The organism is Rhodococcus sp. P4_F5, assembly GCF_056401315.1.
Genome location: NZ_JBFUJP010000057.1, coordinates 13374 through 31300, shown reverse-complemented (window position 1 = coordinate 31300; position 17927 = coordinate 13374). Strand labels below are relative to the sequence as shown.

Annotated in this window: 10 protein-coding genes and 1 tRNA gene; 7 read left to right on the top strand and 4 right to left on the bottom strand. The window is 69.1% G+C overall.

Annotated elements, in window-relative coordinates:
- The 4 genes from AC1DU4_RS19630 to AC1DU4_RS19615 form a co-directional block, all read right to left on the bottom strand.
- A partial coding sequence (locus AC1DU4_RS19630; protein WP_477842632.1) for an Ig-like domain-containing protein occupies positions 1-1211 on the bottom strand: 1211 nt, incomplete at its 3' end.
- A gap of 306 nt (positions 1212-1517) precedes the next feature.
- A complete protein-coding gene (locus AC1DU4_RS19625; RefSeq protein ID WP_477842630.1) occupies positions 1518-2969 on the bottom strand; it encodes a glutamate synthase subunit beta in 1452 nt (483 codons plus the stop codon).
- Positions 2962-7563: a glutamate synthase large subunit gene (gene gltB / locus AC1DU4_RS19620; RefSeq protein ID WP_477842628.1), complete on the bottom strand. Its 4602-nt coding sequence runs from the start codon at positions 7561-7563 to the stop codon at positions 2962-2964. The genes AC1DU4_RS19625 and gltB overlap by 8 nt, the downstream gene beginning before the upstream one ends.
- Positions 7564-8009: 446 nt before the next feature.
- Positions 8010-8095, bottom strand: a tRNA-Leu gene (locus tag AC1DU4_RS19615).
- A gap of 160 nt (positions 8096-8255) precedes the next feature.
- On the opposite strand from AC1DU4_RS19615, the gene AC1DU4_RS19610 reads away from it, so the two are divergent.
- From AC1DU4_RS19610 to pknB, 7 genes are all read left to right on the top strand, one after another.
- The gene (locus tag AC1DU4_RS19610) at positions 8256-9536 is read left to right on the top strand and encodes a DUF3662 and FHA domain-containing protein (protein WP_072847310.1); all 1281 of its coding nucleotides are present in this window, start codon (positions 8256-8258) and stop codon (positions 9534-9536) included.
- Positions 9537-9733: 197 nt separating this feature from the next.
- On the top strand, positions 9734-10201 hold the full coding sequence (locus AC1DU4_RS19605; RefSeq protein WP_477842626.1) for an FHA domain-containing protein FhaB/FipA: 468 nt from the start codon (positions 9734-9736) through the stop codon (positions 10199-10201).
- A complete protein-coding gene (locus AC1DU4_RS19600) occupies positions 10198-11655 on the top strand; it encodes a PP2C family protein-serine/threonine phosphatase (protein WP_477842624.1) in 1458 nt (485 codons plus the stop codon). Before AC1DU4_RS19605 ends, AC1DU4_RS19600 begins: the two co-directional genes overlap by 4 nt.
- Positions 11655-13109 (top strand): FtsW/RodA/SpoVE family cell cycle protein, encoded by a 1455-nt coding sequence (locus tag AC1DU4_RS19595; RefSeq protein WP_477842622.1) that lies wholly within the window; start codon positions 11655-11657, stop codon positions 13107-13109. The genes AC1DU4_RS19600 and AC1DU4_RS19595 overlap by 1 nt, the downstream gene beginning before the upstream one ends.
- Positions 13106-14596: a peptidoglycan D,D-transpeptidase FtsI family protein gene (locus tag AC1DU4_RS19590; protein WP_072847314.1), complete on the top strand. Its 1491-nt coding sequence runs from the start codon at positions 13106-13108 to the stop codon at positions 14594-14596. The genes AC1DU4_RS19595 and AC1DU4_RS19590 overlap by 4 nt, the downstream gene beginning before the upstream one ends.
- A 5-nt stretch (positions 14597-14601) precedes the next feature.
- Complete coding sequence (locus AC1DU4_RS19585) at positions 14602-15978, top strand: serine/threonine-protein kinase (protein ID WP_477842619.1); 1377 nt, start codon at positions 14602-14604, stop codon at positions 15976-15978.
- Entirely contained in the window at positions 15975-17906 is a 1932-nt protein-coding gene (pknB, locus tag AC1DU4_RS19580; protein WP_477842617.1) for a Stk1 family PASTA domain-containing Ser/Thr kinase, read from the top strand. Before AC1DU4_RS19585 ends, pknB begins: the two co-directional genes overlap by 4 nt.
- Positions 17907-17927 lie beyond the last annotated feature (21 nt).

Below are 17927 nucleotides of genomic sequence, written 5' to 3'. Positions count from 1 at the left end.
CCGGCGTCCGGGATCGGCATGACGGTGGCGGCGAGGTTGACCGGGACGCCGACGGTGGCGGTGACCGGTTCGAGCACGGTGGTGGTGGTGTTGAAGTCGGCGTCGGTGACGTTCAGCTCGGACGCGGCCGAGTCGGAGTTGTTGTAGCCGCCGGTGCCGACGAAGTGCGCGGTGATGCTGTGGGACTTGGCCTCCGGGAACTTGCGGGTGATCGAGGCCGTGCCGTTCGCCACGGTGACGGGGTCGCCGATGCTGACGTTGCCGTCCTTGAACTGCACCGTGCCGGGCGCGGTGGCCGGGGCGATCGTGGCCTCGATGGTGACGTCGGCGCCGACGACGGCGGTGGCCGGGACGGTCAGCGTGGTGGTGGTGGCGGTGGCGACGTTGACCGTCTGCGCGGGCGACGTCGAACCGACGAACCCGTTGCCGGCGGTGAAGACCGCCGTGATGGCATGCGCGCCAATCGTGTCGAAGGTGTGGGGCAGGGTGGCCGTGCCGTTCACCACCGTGACCGGCCCGCCGATGTTGACGGCGCCGTCCTTGAACTGCACCGAACCGGGCGCGGTCGGGTCGACGGTCGCCGTGAGGTTGACCTGCTCGCCCGTGTTGGCGGTGGCGGGAGCGCTCACCGTGGTGTTGGTGATGACGTCCGCGGGAAGGACCTGGACGTTGACGTTGGCCGGGTTGAAGCCCTGCGTGCTGCCGAAGCTCCAGACGTCGTAGAACATGCCGCTGTTGAAGATGCCCACCGGTGCATTGGCCGGCACCTTGTAGGTCACGGTGTAGGTCAGGTTCTGACCGCTCTTGACCACGAATCCGCCGCCCAGGAAGCTGCACCCACTCGAGCAGGTGGCCAACACGCTGCCGTCGGCTTCCTGCACGATGTTGGCGCCGCTGCCGGTGCCGGTGGCCGAGCCGCTCTCGTACACGAAGCCCGCCGGCGGGATGTCCCGGATCCTGGTGACGTAGCGCTCGACCCCGCTGTTGTGGATGACCTCGTTCTTGTAGGTCACGGTGTCGCCGGGCTTCAGCGTGGCACCGGCAGTCCCGCCGACCACACTCTTCTTGTAGATGAGGTTGCTGCTCGAGCCCTGGTTGCTGGTCTGCCCCGGATCCGCCGAGGCCGGGCTCAGGCCCAGCAGGATCAGTCCGGCGGCAGCAGCCGCCGCAGTCAATGGTGTCGCGATGCGATGGGAGATGGACAGGCGCACTGTTGCTCCTCCGAATCCAAAGCCGCCGAGCGGCGGCGTGACGCGGCTGTGACCTCGATGGTGATTCAGATCACATTGATGTCACGGTGAGAGTAACGGCTCGGCAACAGAAACGAGGGTGCTTTCTGAACGATGGTCCAGAATTAGTCCGATCAATCAGTGAAGAAAGGCAAAGTAAATGAAATACCCAGTTGAGGCACGGGAAATGACAACGGCCCGGCGTCTCAACTGCTCGGAAATCCGAACAATCGAGACACCGGACCGTCGGCGCTCAGAACCCGGCAAACCGGGCAGGGCACCTTCTGGCTAACGCTGCGGGGCCGCCGTCGGGACGATCGGCGCAGGCAACGAGGTCGAACCCTCGAGGAAGGTGTCGACCGCGGCCGCACACGCGCGACCCTCGGCGATCGCCCACACGATCAGCGACTGTCCACGACCCATGTCTCCGGCCACGAACACGCCGTCGACGTTGGTCGCCCACTCGTTGGAACGGGCGACGTTGCCGCGTTCGTTGAGATCGACGCCCAGGTCGGTGAGCAGACCCGGCTTCTCCGGACCGACGAAGCCCATCGCGAGCAGCACCAGGTCGGCCTCGATCTCGAAGTCGCTGCCCTCCTGCCTCTCGAAGCGGCCGTTCACCATCGCGACCTCGTGTGCCTTGAGCGCGGTGACCACGCCGTCCTTGCCCACGAATTCCTCGGTGTTGACCGAGAACACCCGCTCGCCACCCTCCTCGTGCGCCGAGGACACCCGGAACATCAGCGGGTACGTCGGCCACGGGGTGGAATCCGCGCGGGTCTCCGGCGGCCGGGGCATGATCTCGAACTGGTGCACGATCTCGGCGCCCTGGCGCAGCGACGTGCCGAGGCAGTCCGCACCGGTGTCGCCGCCGCCGATGATGACGACCTTCTTGCCGGCGGCCGTGATGGTCGGGGCGTCGAGGTCGCCCTGCTGCACACGGTTCGCGATCGGCAGGAACTCCATCGCCTGGTGGATGCCGTCCAGCTCGCGCCCCGGGACCGGCAGGTCCCGCGCCTCGGTGGCACCGCCGGCCAGCACCACGGCGTCGAACTGCTCGCGCAGCGCGTCCGCCGTGATGTCGACACCCACGTTCACGCCGGTCTTGAAGACGGTGCCCTCGGCCTCCATCTGCGCCAGCCGGCGGTCGATGTGCCGCTTCTCCATCTTGAACTCGGGGATGCCGTAGCGCAGCAGCCCGCCGATGCGGTCCTCCCGCTCGAACACCGTCACCGTGTGTCCCGCGCGGGTGAGCTGCTGCGCGGCTGCCAGGCCGGCCGGCCCGGAGCCGACGACCGCAATCTTCTTGCCCGTCAACCGGGTTGCGTGCACCGGCTCGACCCAGCCCTCGTCGAAGGCGCGGTCGACGATCTCGACCTCGACCTGCTTGATGGTGACCGGGTCCTGGTTGATCCCCAGCACGCAGGACGCCTCGCACGGCGCGGGGCACAGCCGACCGGTGAACTCCGGGAAGTTGTTCGTCGCGTGCAGCCGCTCGATGCCGTCGTGCCACCGGTCCTTGAAGACCAGGTCGTTCCACTCGGGAATCAGATTCCCCAGCGGGCAACCGTTGTGGCAGAACGGGATACCGCAATCCATGCAGCGGCTGGCCTGGGTCTGGAGGGTCTCCTTCGGGAAATCCTCGTAGACCTCCTTCCAGTCCATCAGCCGCAGGGCGACGGGACGACGGACCGGCAGCTCGCGCGAACCGTGATTCAGGAAGCCGCTTGGATCACCCACGAGCTGCCTCCATGATCGCCTGGTCCACGTTTGCGCCCCGAATCTCGGCATCCTTGATTGCCATGAGTACCTTCTTGTAATCGCGCGGCATCACCTTCGCGAAATGATTGACCTGCTGGGACCAGTTGCCCAGAATGCGTTCGGCGACAGCCGATCCCGTCTCCGCACGATGACGCTCGACGATTGCCTTGAGCCACGCGGCGTCCTCCGGAGCGAGATCCTCGAGGTCGACGAGCTCGGTGTTGAGGTTCGCCTCGAAGTCACGGTCCGGGTTGTAGACGTACGCCACGCCGCCGGACATGCCGGCGCCGAAGTTGCGCCCGGTGGAGCCCAGGATGACGACCTTGCCGCCGGTCATGTACTCGCACCCGTGGTCGCCGACACCCTCGACCACCGCGGTGGCACCCGAGTTGCGCACGGCGAAACGCTCGCCGACCACACCGCGGATGAAGGCCTCGCCACTGGTGGCGCCGAACAGGATGACGTTGCCGCCGATGATGTTGTCTTCTGCGACAAAGCCTTCCGCCGCCCGCAGCGGCGGCCGCAGCAGCAGCCGACCACCGGAGAGACCCTTGCCGACGAAGTCGTTGGCGTCGCCGTGCAGCCGCAGCGTCATGCCCTTCGGCACGAAGGCACCGAAGCTGTTGCCGGCCGAACCGGTGAAGGTGATGTCGATGGTGTCGTCGGGCAGGCCCGCGCCGCCGTGCACCTTGGTCACCTCGTGGCCGAGCATGGTGCCGACCGTCCGGTTGACGTTGGTGATCTTCGACTCGAACTTCACCGGCAGGCCGCTGTCCACGGCCTCCCGGCTCTGCACGATGAGCTGCTGGTCGAGAGCCTTCTCCAGGGCGTGGTCCTGGGTTCCCGTGCAGTACAGGTCCTGGTTCATGAACGCCGACTCGGCCTTCACCAGGATCGGCGACAGGTCCAGCTTGGACGCCTTCCAGTGCGAGATCGCCTTGGCGGTGTCGAGGGCGTCGACCTGACCGACCGCCTCGACAAGGGTGCGGAAGCCGAGCTCGGCGAGCAGCTCACGCACCTCCTCGGCGATGAACATGAAGAAGTTCTCCACGAACTCGGGCTGGCCGTTGAAACGCTTGCGCAGCACCGGGTTCTGCGTCGCGACGCCCACCGGGCAGGTGTCCAGGTGGCACACGCGCATCATGATGCAGCCGGAGACCACCAGCGGCGCGGTGGCGAAACCGAACTCCTCGCCGCCGAGCAGTGCGGCGATCACCACGTCGCGACCCGTCTTGAGCTGCCCGTCCACCTGCACGACGATGCGGTCGCGCAGGCCGTTGAGCAGCAGTGTCTGCTGGGTCTCGGCGAGGCCGAGCTCCCAGGGGGCGCCCGCGTGCTTCATCGAGGTCAGCGGGGTCGCGCCGGTGCCGCCGTCGTGGCCGGAGATCAGCACCACGTCCGCGTGCGCCTTGGACACGCCCGCGGCGACGGTGCCGACACCCACCTCGGAGACCAGCTTCACGTGGATGCGGGCCTGCGGGTTGGCGTTCTTCAGGTCGTGGATCAGCTGCGCGAGATCCTCGATCGAGTAGATGTCGTGGTGCGGCGGCGGCGAGATCAGCCCGACGCCGGGCGTGGAGTGCCGGACCTCGGCCACCCACGGGTACACCTTGTGCGCCGGCAGCTGGCCACCCTCACCGGGCTTGGCTCCCTGCGCCATCTTGATCTGGATGTCGGTGCAGTTGGTCAGGTAGTGCGAGGTGACGCCGAAGCGGCCCGACGCGACCTGCTTGATCGCCGAGCGACGCGAGTCGCCGTTGGCGTCCGGGACGAACCGGGCCGGGTCTTCGCCGCCCTCACCCGAGTTCGACCGCGCACCAAGGCGGTTCATCGCAATGGCGAGCGTCTCGTGGGCCTCGGCCGAGATGGAGCCGTAGCTCATCGCGCCCGTGGAGAACCGCTTGACGATCTCGGAGGCCGGCTCGACCTCGTCGATCGAGATCGGCTCGCGCAGGCCCTTCTTGAACTCGAAGAGGCCACGCAGCGACGCAATCCGCTCCGACTGGTCGTCGACCAGCTTGGTGTACTCCTTGAAGACCTCGTACTGACCGGTGCGGGTGGAGTGCTGGAGCTTGAACACCGTGTCCGGGTTGAACAGGTGGTACTCGCCCTCACGCCGCCACTGGTACTCGCCGCCGACCTCGAGCTCGCGGTGCGCGCGCTCCTCCGGGCGGTCCAGGTACGCGCGGGCGTGCCGGGCCGACACGTCGGCGGCGATCTCGTCGAGGCCGATGCCGCCGAGGTGCGAACGCAGACCGGTGAAGTACTCGTCCACCAGCTCCTGCGAGAGCCCAATCGGCTGGAACAGCTGAGCGCCGGTGTAGGAGGCCAGCGTGGAGATGCCCATCTTGGACATCACCTTGAGCACGCCCTTGCCGGCGGCCTTGATGTAGTTCTTGATGGCCGCGTCGCGGCTGATTTCGGTCAGCCCGCCGTCGTTGATCAGCTCGTCGATGGTCTCGAAGGCCATGTACGGGTTGACCGCGGCCGCGCCGAAGCCCACCAGCAGCGCCATGTGGTGCACCTCGCGGGCGTCACCGGACTCGATGACCAGACCCACCTGGGTACGGGTGCGCTCGCGGACCAGGTGGTGGTGCACCGCCGAGGTCAGCAGCAGCGACGGGATCGGCGCGTAGTTCTCGTTGCTCTCCCGGTCGGAGAGCACGATGATGCGGGCGCCGCCGGCGACGGCGTCGGAGACGCGCTGACGCACGTCGTCGAGGGCCTTCGCCAGGCCGGCGCCGCCGTCGGCCACCGGGTAGGTGCCGCGCACGATGACGCTGCGGAAGAGCGGGAAGCGCCCGTCGTCGTTGACGTGCACCAGCTTGGCCAGGTCCTCGTTGTGCAGGATCGGCTGGCTCAGGAGAATCTGCCGGCAGGACTCGGCGGTCGGGTTGAGCAGGTCGCCCTCCGGACCGAGGGTGCCGCCGAGGCTGGTCACGACCTCTTCGCGGATCGCGTCCAGCGGCGGGTTGGTGACCTGTGCGAACAGCTGCTGGAAGTAGTCGAACAGCACCCGCGGGCGGGTGGAGAGGACCGCGATCGGGGTGTCGGTACCCATCGAACCGAGCGCCTCCGCGCCGGTCTTCGCCATCGGCGCGACGAGCAGGTTCACCTCTTCGTTGGTGTACCCGAACATCTGCTGACGCAGCAGCGCGCGCTGGTGGCTCATGTAGACGTACCGGCTGCTCGGCAGGTCGTCGATGTGCGTGAGGCCCTTGTCGATCCACTCCTGGTAGGGGTGCTCGCCGGCCAGCTCGGCCTTGAACTCGTCGTCGCCGACGATCCGGCCCTGCGCGGTGTCGACCAGGAACATCTTGCCCGGCTGCAGGCGGATCTTCCGGACCACCGTGGCGGGGTCGATGTCGAGCACGCCGACCTCGGAGGCCATCACGACCAGGCCGTCCTCGGTCACCCACAGGCGCGACGGACGCAGGCCGTTGCGGTCGAGGACCGCACCGATCACGGTGCCGTCGGTGAAGCAGACCGATGCCGGCCCGTCCCACGGCTCCATCAGCGCGGAGTGGTACTCGTAGAACGCCCGGCGCGCCGGGTCCATGCTCTCGTGGCGCTCCCAGGCCTCCGGGATCATCATCAGCACGGCGTGCGGCAGGCTGCGGCCACCGAGGTGCAACAGCTCGAGCACCTCGTCGAAGCGCGCGGTGTCGCTGGCACCGGGGGTGCAGACCGGGAAGATCTTGTCGAGCGCGCCCTCGCCGAAGACGTCGGTCTTGATGAGGGCCTCGCGGGCCCGCATCCAGTTCTCGTTGCCGCTGACGGTGTTGATCTCACCGTTGTGCGCGACGCGCCGGTACGGGTGGGCCAACGGCCACGAGGGGAACGTGTTGGTGGAGAAGCGCGAGTGGACCAGGCCCAGCGCGCTCTCCATCCGGTCGTCCTGCAGGTCCACGTAGAACCCGCGCAGCTGCGGCGTCGTGAGCATGCCCTTGTAGACGTACGTCTGCCCGGACAGGCTCGGGAAGTACACCGTCTCGCGACCGGTGGCGTCCTTGCCCGCGCCGGCGGTGCCGAGCTCGTGCTCGACCCGCTTGCGGATCACGAAGGCGCGGCGCTCGAGGTCCATGCCGGTGACCGACGCGTCGGGCGCGGCGATGAAGATCTGACGGAACGTCGGCATCGCATCGCGAGCGAGCGCGCCGAGCGAGGAGTCGTCCGTGGGGACCGCACGCCAGCCGAGGACCGCCAGACCCTCCTCGGCGACGATCTTCTCCACCGCGGCGACGGCGGCGTCGACGTCGGCCGCGGACTGCGGGAGGAACGCCATGCCGGTCGCGTAGGCGCCCTCGGCGGGCAGCTCGAAGTCGACGATCGCACGGAAGAACCCGTGCGGCACCTGGAGCAGGATGCCGGCGCCGTCACCGGTGTTGGGCTCGGAGCCGGCCGCGCCGCGGTGCTCGAGATTCACCAGCGCGGTGATCGCCTTCTCGACGATGTCGCGGCTGCGGCGACCGTGCATGTCCACCACGAATGCGACACCACAGGCGTCGTGCTCGTTCGCGGGATCGTAGAGGCCCTGGGGTCCCGGAGACCCGTGGCCTGGAAGTTGCTTCATACCTAGCCTTCGTATGCCATCTAGTAGATGCACCGACGACCAGCAACGCTGATGGCCATCACAGAACAGGCGCCGAGCCTCGGTGATCGGCGCGCCCACGTCAGCCGTCGACGTCGACGTAGGGCGGGATCTGCCCCGCGTTTCAGACGACTCGACTGAGTGGCTCGTTGGACAGTGTGAGTCCAGCGTGTACAGAAACGATAATTCAGGTCCCCCGGCAAATCGCAACCAAGGCTCCCCTTTCTACCCTGTGACCTGTAGCTATACCGGGGAATCACAGGGCAAGTGCGGTTCACATCACAGCGTAATCCACCGCGCAAGAGGTGACGTGGGCATCGCGAGAAGAGGTCGGCGGCCGCGAGCGCGGCACCGGAGCCGAGAAAAATTCGGGCGGAGGACCCGGAAAAAACTACTGGCCGCAGCGATTAGATCAGCTGCGGCCAGTGTGGTGGGCGAAGGGGGACTTGAACCCCCACGTCCCGAAGGACACTGGCACCTGAAGCCAGCGCGTCTGCCATTCCGCCACTCGCCCGGAGCGACGGGAGAAACATTAACACGACCACCCCGGAAAACACGATTCGCCCCCCTCACCTGCGACTAAGCCCATAGACGGCCCCTGCCCGGGGAGAAGGTAGATATCATGCAAGGGCGGCCACCGTGGCCGCGACACGCGGAGCAGCAGAGGAGGCACCATGGGAATCGTCCAACGCTTCGAACGTCGACTCCAGGGCGCCGTCGGCGACGCCTTTGCCCGGGTGTTCGGCGGCGGTGTGGTCCCCCAGGAAGTGGAGGCCGCACTCCAGCGTGAGGCGTCCGACCGGGTGCAGCAGTTGGACGGTGGCCACCTGTTGGCGCCGAACGACTACGTCATCACCGTTGCGGACTCCGATCACGACGAGCTGTCGGCGGACCGGGACTTGACAGTCAAGGCCTTTGCCCGACACCTTGAGGGCTTCATCCGCGACCAGGGGTGGCAGACCTACGGGCCCATCACGGTTCGGTTAGAGTCGTCGACCTCGCTGCACACGGGCCAATTCCGTACCAGCGGTGCGGTGGACCCGGACTCGGGGACGTCGCGACCGGGCGCGGCACAGCAGTACGTCCCGCCCGCGCAAGCACGACCCGTACCCCGACCCTCCGCACCATTGAACCCAGGAGCTGGCTACATGACGCAGAACTCAGGCTTCGGCCCTAACGAGCCCGCGGACGGCCGCGGCGAGGGTCGATCCGGGTACCAGCAGGACCACCCGGTGAACGGGTACGCCCGCAACGGCAGCACCTACCCGAGCGCGCCGGCCCAGGGCGGATACGACCAGGCCTACGGGTCCAGCCAGCACAACGGGTACGCCCAGAACGGCTACGGACAGAACGGCGCCGACTACCCGGCGGCGCAGGGTTCCCCGGCACCGACCGCGCAGTCGCAGCCGAGTGCGCAGCAGGGTTACGACTACCCCGCGAACCCGTACCCGCCGGCCGACTACCCGGCCAACCCGTACCCGCCGGCCGACTACCCGGCCAACCCGTACCCGCCGGCCGACTACCCCGCGAACCCGTACCCGCCGGCCGACTACCCGGCCAACCCGTACCCGCCGGCCGACTACCCGGCCAACCCGTACGCGGGCAGCGAGTACCCGGCCTACGGACAGCAGTACAGCGCCGAGCCCACCGGTTTCGACGCCAACCGGACGTTCACCGCGACCCTCCAGCTCGAGGACGGCAGCGGCCGCAACTTCCAGCTCCGCGAGGGCCGGAACGTGATCGGACGCGGCCAGGAGGCACAGTTCCGGCTGCCCGACACCGGCGTCTCGCGTCGGCACATCGAGATCCGTTGGGACGGGCAGATGGCCATGCTCTCCGATCTCGGGTCCACCAACGGCACCACCGTCAACGGTGCGCCGGTACAGGATTGGCAGCTCGCCGACGGCGACGTCATCCGGGCCGGCCACTCGGAGATCCTGGTTCGTATCGTCTGAGCCGCCCCTGAACGACGCCACACCGAACCCACCGCCCCGCCACCCACGGAATGTCGGCCAGACTCCGTAAGGTGGTGGCGAACTTCGTATTGCGATCAGCACCCGCCGTATCGCCATAGGATGCTGCCGAAACGACGAATACCGAGACGACGAACACACGGGGAGACCCGTCTCGCCAGAGGAAGAGGTGGACCGCTGTGCAGGGACTCATCCTGCAGTTGACCAGGGCGGGCTTCCTGCTGCTGTTGTGGCTGTTCGTGTGGGCGGTGCTGCGCACCCTGCGAGGCGACGTCTATGCAGGCTCCGGCGTGCGGGTTCCGCAGCGCTACAGCCGAACCGCCTCGGGGGTGCTGCCGTCGTTCGGCAAGCCGAAGGTCGCCAAGAACCTCGTCGTCACCCAGGGCGCGCTGGCCGGCACCCGGATCACCCTCAGCACCCAGCCGGTGCTGATCGGGCGCGCCGACGACTCCACCCTCGTACTCACCGACGACTACGCGTCCACCCGCCACGCCCGGCTCTCGCCGCGTGGAAGTGACTGGTACGTCGAAGACCTCGGATCCACCAACGGCACCTACCTGGACCGGGCGAAGGTGACCACCGCGGTGCGCGTCCCGCTGGGCACCCCGGTGCGCGTCGGCAAGACCGTGATCGAGCTCCGCCCGTGACCCTTGTGCTCCGCTACGCGGCCCGCAGCGACCGCGGTCTCGTGCGCTCGAACAACGAAGACTCCGTGTACGCCGGCGCCCGCCTGCTGGCGCTGGCCGACGGCATGGGCGGCCACGCGGCGGGCGAGGTCGCCTCGCAGCTGATGATCGCCGCGCTGGCCCACCTCGACGACGACGAGCCCGGCGACGATCTGCTCGGCAAGCTCGAGGCCGCCACCCGCGAGGGCAATGCCGCGATCGCGGACCAGGTCGAGGAGGAGCCCGAGCTCGACGGCATGGGGACCACGCTGACCGCGATCCTGTTCGCGCGCAGCAAGCTGGGCCTGGTCCACATCGGCGACTCCCGCGCCTACCTGCTGCGGGACGACGTGCTGACCCAGATCACCCGGGACGACACCTTCGTCCAGTCCCTGGTCGACGAGGGCCGGATCACCGCCGAGCAGGCGCACACGCATCCGCAGCGCTCGCTGATCATGCGGGCGTTGACCGGCAACGAGATCGAGCCCACGCTCACCGTCCGCGAAGCACGCACCGGCGACCGCTACCTGCTCTGCTCGGACGGGCTCTCCGACGTCGTCAGCGACGAGACCATTGCCGAGGTGCTCCGCAACGACACCCCCGGCGACTCCGCCGACCGGCTGATCGAGTTGGCCCTGCGCAGCGGCGGCCCCGACAACGTCACGGTGGTGGTGGCGGACGTCATCGACGTGGACTACGGCCAGAGCCGACCCATCGTGGCCGGCGCCGCGTCCACCGAGGAGGAAGAGGACACCCCGCCGCCGGACACCGCGGCCGGCCGAGCCGCCGCGATGCGGCCGCCGCGTGCCACCCCGCGCCGGGTCCCGCTGCCCGCCGATCCCGAGCCGGCGACCAAGCACCACCGGCTCCGCTGGATCGTGTTGGCGCTGAGCCTGATTGCCGTGGTCGTGGTGGGCCTGCTGGTCGGCCGCAGCCTGATCCGCGGGAACTACTACGTGGGCACGAGCGACGGCCACGTGGCAGTGCTGCAGGGCGTTCCCGGGTCGGTGCTCGGCTACTCGCTGCAGGAGGTCAACCTCGTCGGGTGCGTCACCGACAACGGGGAGCTGAGCCTGCTCGGACCCGACGCGCCGCCGGTGGACTGCGCCGTCCTGACTGTGGACGACCTGCAGCCGTCGGCACGCGAGCAGGTGCGGGCCGGGCTGCCGTCGGGCTCCCTCGACGACGCCAAGAGCCAGATGACCAGGCTCACCACCGGGGACCTGCTGCCGGTCTGCCGCGAGCCCGCGCCGGCGCCGACACCCACCCCGACACCGCCGCCTCCGCCGCCGCCCGCGAGCCCGGAACCCGCCCCAGTGGGCGCCGTGCCCCCGCCTCCCCCGCCTCCCCCGCCCGTCGCCGAGCCGGTGCTGCCCGCGCCGTCGGAGACCGTCACGCCGCAGGTCCCGGGCCAGAACTGCAGGACCGGTCACTGATGTCTGTCTCCGCGGCACAGTCGGGGGGCTCCTTCCCGAGTCCGCCGGGTGGATTTGCCCCCGCACCCGAACAGTCCAACCGTCGCAACGTCGAACTCCTGCTGATCTGCGGCGCCATCGCGATCACCTTCCTGTCGCTGGTGCTCGTCGAGGCCAGCCAGGAGCAGACGCTCACCTGGGACCTGGCCAAGTACGGCTGTGCGTACTCGGTCCTGTTCCTGATCGCGCACGCCGCGGTCCGGCGGTACGCGCCGTTCGCGGACCCGTTGCTGCTCCCGATCGTGGCGCTGCTCAACGGGCTCGGGCTGGTGTTGATCCACCGCCTCGACCTCGCGGACGCGGCCACCGCCGCGTACCTGAACCGGCCGATCCCCTCCCCCGATGCCAACCAGCAGGTGCTCTGGACGGCGCTCGCGATCGCCGGCTTCGTGGCGGTCCTGGTGCTGCTGCGGGACTACCGGCTGCTGGCCAAGTACAGCTACACCCTCGGCCTCACCGGGCTGGTGCTGCTCGCCCTGCCCGCGCTGCTGCCGTCGTCGATGTCCGAGGTCAACGGCGCGAAAATCTGGATCAAGCTGCCGTTCTTCAGCATTCAGCCGGGTGAGTTCGCGAAGATCCTGCTGATCATCTTCTTTGCCTCGGTGCTGGTGTCCAAGCGGGAACTGTTCACCACCGCCGGCAGGCACTTCTTCGGCATGGACCTGCCCCGGGCCCGCGACCTCGGCCCGATCCTGGTCGCCTGGGTGGTCTCGATCGGCGTTCTGGTGCTCGAGAAGGACCTCGGCACCTCGCTGCTGCTGTTCAGCACGGTCCTGGTGATGCTCTACATCGCGACCGAGCGTGTCGGCTGGCTGCTGATCGGCGCCGGACTCGTCATCGTCGGGTTCGTGTTCGCCTACCAGTTGTTCGGCCACGTCCGGGTGCGTGTCGACACCTGGATCGACCCGCTCGGCGACTACAACAACACCGGCTACCAGATCTCGCAGTCGTTGTTCGGCCTCGCCACCGGCGGGCTGGCGGGTACCGGGCTCGGCAGCGGCCGGCCGTCGCAGGTGCCTTTCGCCAAGACCGACTTCATCGTCGCCACCATCGGCGAGGAGCTCGGGCTGATCGGCCTCGCCGCGGTGCTGATGCTGTTCCTGATCTTCGTCATCCGCGGGCTGCGGACCGCGCTGGCGGTGCGCGACAGCTTCGGCAAGCTGCTCGCCGCCGGGTTGTCCTTCACCGTCGCGATCCAGGTGTTCGTGGTGGTCGGCGGTGTCACCAAGCTGATCCCGCTGACCGGCCTGACCACCCCGTTCATGTCGTACGGCGGCTCGTCGCTGCTGGCGAACTACCTGCTGCTCGCGCTGTTGATGAAGATCTCCGACTCCGCCCGCACACCACCGGCACCGAAGAAGAAGGGACCCGCTCCGATCGCGGACGCCCCGACCGAAATGTTGAGGCGCAAATGAACACCCCGCTCCGCCGCGTCGCGATGGCCGTGATGGTGATGGTCGTGGCCCTGCTCGCCAACGCCACGTACGTCCAGGTCATCAAGGCCGACAGCCTGCGCACCGACCCGCGAAACTCGCGGGTGCTGCTCGACGAGTACTCCCGGCAGCGTGGCCAGATCTCGGCCGGCGGCGAGGTGCTCGCGGCGTCGGTCCCGATCGACGACCGGTACAAGTACCTGCGCACCTACCCGCCGAACCCGGCGGCGCCGTCGAGCCCCTTCGCGAACGCGCCGGTCACCGGCTTCTACTCGATGCTGTACGGCAACACCGGTCTCGAACGGACGGAGGACTCGGTGCTCAACGGCTCCGACAGCCGGCTGTTCGGCCGCCGCTTCTTCGACCTGGTCTCCGGCCGGGACCCGCGTGGCGGCAACGTCATCGCCACCGTCGACCCGGTGGTGCAGCAGGTCGCCTACGACCAGCTCACGGCGAAGGGCTACACCGGATCGGTGGTCGCGATCCGGCCGAGCACCGGCGAGGTGCTGGCGATGGCGAGCACCCCCAGCTACGACCCGAACCTGCTGGCCAGCCACGACGGCGCGGTGAGCACCGAGGCGTGGGAGACGCTCAACAACGACCCGGACAAGCCGCTGCTGAACCGGGCCGTCTCGCAGACCTACCCGCCCGGCTCGACGTTCAAGGTGGTGGTGACCGCTGCCGCCCTGGAGAACGGCGCCAACCCGGACGAGCAGCTGACCGCCGCCCCGAACATCACGCTGCCGGGCACCACCACCACGCTGGAGAACTACAACGGTTCCACCTGCGGGTCGAACCCGACTGCGTCGCTGCGCGAGGCGTTCGCACGCTCCTGCAACACCGCATTCGTCGAGCTCGGCATCAAGACCGGCGCCGACGCGCTCAAGGACCGGGCCACCGCGTTCGGCATCGAGCCGGACTCACCGGGCATCCCGATCCCCGTCGCCGACAGCACCGTCGGCCCGATCCCGGACGACGCCGCGCTCGGCCAGAGCAGCATCGGCCAGCGCGACGTGGCCCTGACCCCGCTCGAGAACGCGGTGGTCGCCGCGACCGTCGCCAACGGCGGTGTCCGGATGGAGCCGCACCTGGTCTCGCAGCTGGAGAGCCCGGACCTGTCGAGCCTGGCCACCACCACCCCGCAGTCCAAGGGTCAGGCCATCTCCCCGCAGGTCGCGGCGACCCTGACCGAGCTGATGATCGGGTCGGAGAACAACACCGGTGGCGGAAACAAGATCCCCGGCGTGCAGATCGCGTCGAAGACCGGGACCGCCGAGCACGGCACGGACCCCCGCAACACCCCGCCGCACGCCTGGTACATCGGGTTTGCGCCGGCTCAGGACCCGCAGATCGCGATCGCGGTGATCGTCGAGGACGGTGGCGACCGGGCGCTGGCCGCGACGGGCGGCTCGGTGGCCGCACCGATCGGGCGGGCCGTCATCGCCGCCGGGCTGCGGCAGGGGAGCTGACGGAGATGAGTCTGAACAACGGCGCGGTCATCGCGAACCGGTACCGGCTGCAGGGGCTGATCGCCACCGGCGGCATGGGACAGGTGTGGGAGGCCACGGACAACCGGCTGCACCGCCGGGTGGCCGTCAAGGTGCTCAAGTCCGAATTCAGTACCGACCCTGAGTTCCTCGAGCGGTTCCGGACCGAGGCCCGCACCACGGCGCGGCTGAACCACCCCGGCATCGCCGGTATCTACGACTACGGCGAGACCCACGACAGCGTCGGCCAGTCCACCGCGTACCTGGTGATGGAACTGGTCAACGGCGAGCCGCTCAACGCCGTGCTGGCCCGCGTCGGACGGCTCTCGCTGCCGCACGCGCTGGACATGCTCGAGCAGACCGGCCGGGCGCTGCAGGTGGCGCACGAGGCGGGTGTGGTGCACCGGGACGTCAAGCCCGGAAACATCCTGATCACCCCGACCGGCCAGGTGAAGATCACCGACTTCGGCATCGCCAAGGCCGTCGAGGCGTCACCGGTGACCCGGACCGGGATGGTGATGGGCACCGCCCAGTACATCGCCCCCGAGCAGGCGCTCGGACAGGACGCGTCGCCGGCCAGCGACGTCTACTCGCTCGGTGTGGTCGGCTACGAGGCGTTGGCCGGGGTCCGCCCCTTCACCGGCGACGGCGCGCTGACCGTCGCGATGAAGCATGTGCAGGAGTCGCACCCACCGCTGCCCGCGGACGTGCCGCCGAACGTGCGCGAGCTGATCGACATCACGATGACCAAGGACCCGGCCGCCCGCTACGCCACCGGCGGCGAGTTCGCCGACGCGGTCGCGGTGGTCCGGTCCGGTGCCCGCCCGCCGATGCCCGGGACCGGTCGTCCGACCGGAGTGACCGCCGTGGTTCCGGGAGTTCCCGCCGCGGTCGGCACCCAGATGATGCCGACCTCGCAGGCCGAATATGCTGGCCCCGAGACCGGCGCGGAGCCGCCACCCTCGGGCCTGACGCAAGGCCAGAAAGTGCTGGCCTGGGGTGCCGGTGGGCTGCTGCTGGTGGCCCTGCTGGTCGCCGGGGGAATGCTGCTGTTCGGCGGCGGCGCCTCCACGCCACAGCCCTCGCGGCCGGCGCCCACGCTGGCGCCTGCCACCAGCAGCCACAGACCGACTACCACCACCACCCGGCCGCCGACCACGACCACCACCGAACCCGAGACCACCACGTGGACGACGGAACCGACGACGACCACCACCGAGCCGCCGACCACGACTCGGACGACCAGACCGACCACCACCACCACCGAGCCCGAGACCACCACCACGGAGCCCGAGTCCGAGACCGAGACCACCACCACGGCCGCGACTACGACCACCACCACGGCCACGCAAGGACAGCCATGACCACACCGCACAAACTCTCCTCCCGCTACGAGCTGGGCGAGATTCTCGGCTTCGGTGGCATGTCCGAGGTGCACCTTGCGAGGGACATGCGGCTGAGCCGCGATGTGGCGATCAAGGTGCTGCGGGCCGACCTCGCCCGGGACCCCACGTTCTACCTTCGGTTCCGCCGCGAGGCGCAGAACGCGGCGGCGCTGAACCATCCGGCGATCGTGGCCGTCTACGACACCGGCGAGGCCGAGACCGACGGCGGACCGCTGCCGTACATCGTGATGGAGTACGTCGAGGGCGACACGCTGCGCGACATCGTCCGTCGCGAGGGCCCGATGCCCGCCCGTCGCGCCATGGAGGTCATCGCCGACGTGTGTGCGGCGCTGGACTTCAGCCACCGCAACGGGATCGTGCACCGCGACATCAAGCCCGCGAACATCATGATCAACCGGGCCGGCGCGGTGAAGGTGATGGACTTCGGCATCGCCCGGGCCATCTCCGACAGCTCCAGCCCGATGACGCAGACGGCGGCCGTGATCGGCACCGCCCAGTACCTCTCGCCCGAGCAGGCCCGCGGCGAGCAGGTCGACGCCCGCTCCGACGTGTACTCGCTCGGCTGCGTGCTGTTCGAGATCCTCACCGGCGAGCCCCCGTTCAAGGGCGACTCCCCGGTCGCGGTGGCCTACCAGCACGTCCGCGAGGATCCGGCGTTGCCGTCGTCGGTGAACCCCGACATCCCGCGTGAGCTGGACTCGGTGATCCTCAAGGCGATGAGCAAGAACCCCGCGAACCGGTACCAGAGCGCCGCCGAGATGCGCAGCGACCTGGTGCGGGTGCTCGGCGGTCAGCGTCCGAGCGCACCGATGGTGATGAACGACGAGGACCGCACCACCATCCTGGGTGCGGTGGACTCGGTCGGCCGCTACCAGGCCGCGGACCCGTCGACGCCGGCACCGCTGTCGGCCGCGCCCGCCGCGACGCCGCCGCCGCCCGCCGGCCGCCGGACGATGCGCATCGCCCTGCTCTCGATCGCCGCACTCGTGGTGGTCGGCATCGTCGGCGCGTTCCTGTGGGCGCTGGGCCCGGGGTCGAAGGCCGAGCCGGTGATCGTGCCGGACGTCGCGAACAAGTCGTCGCAGGCCGCGCAGACCGCGCTGCAGAACGAGGGGTTCCGGGTTCAGACCCAGCCGAAACCCAGTGACACGATCGCCAGCGGCAACGTGATCGGCACGATCCCTGTCGCGGGCACCAAGGCCGAGGAGGGCACCACGGTGACCCTCGACGTGTCCACCGGACCGCAGCAGGTCCAGGTGCCGGACCTGTCGGGGATGAGTCAGTCCCAGGCCGCGCAGGCGCTCGACGCGGCCGGCCTGGCCCTCGACCCGGCCCCCGAGCGCAGCCCGTCGGCCACCTCCGAGGTGGACAAGGTGGTCGCGCAGACCCCGAGCGCCGGGTCCAACGTGGAACTCGGGGGCGCCGTCAAGCTGACCCTGGGCAGCGGTCCCGAGCAGGTCCGGATCCCGAACGTGGTGGGCCAGAAGCTCGAGGTGGCGCAGCCGAACATCGAGGGCGCCGGGTTCAAGGTCGAGGTCGAGAACATCGACTCCGGCCGGCCCAAGGGCGAGGTCGTCTCCACCGAGCCGGGCGGCGGCGAGTCCGCGGCCCGCGGCACCACCGTCAAGGTGCAGGTGTCCAACGGCAACATGATCGACATGCCGAACCTGAGCGGCATGTCCGTCTCGCAGGCACTGGACACGCTGCGCAGGGCCGGCTGGTCCGGCACCACGAGTCAGCTGTCACAGCGCCCGGAGCCGACGCTCGAGACCGACCTGGTCGGCAAGATCGTCACCCAGGCGCAGCCGCCGGGCTCCGAGGTGGCCAAGACGGCGAGCATCTCCGTCGGCATCGGCCAGTTGGGCATCCCCACGATCCCGCGCTAGGCACCCGCAGCATCACGTCGG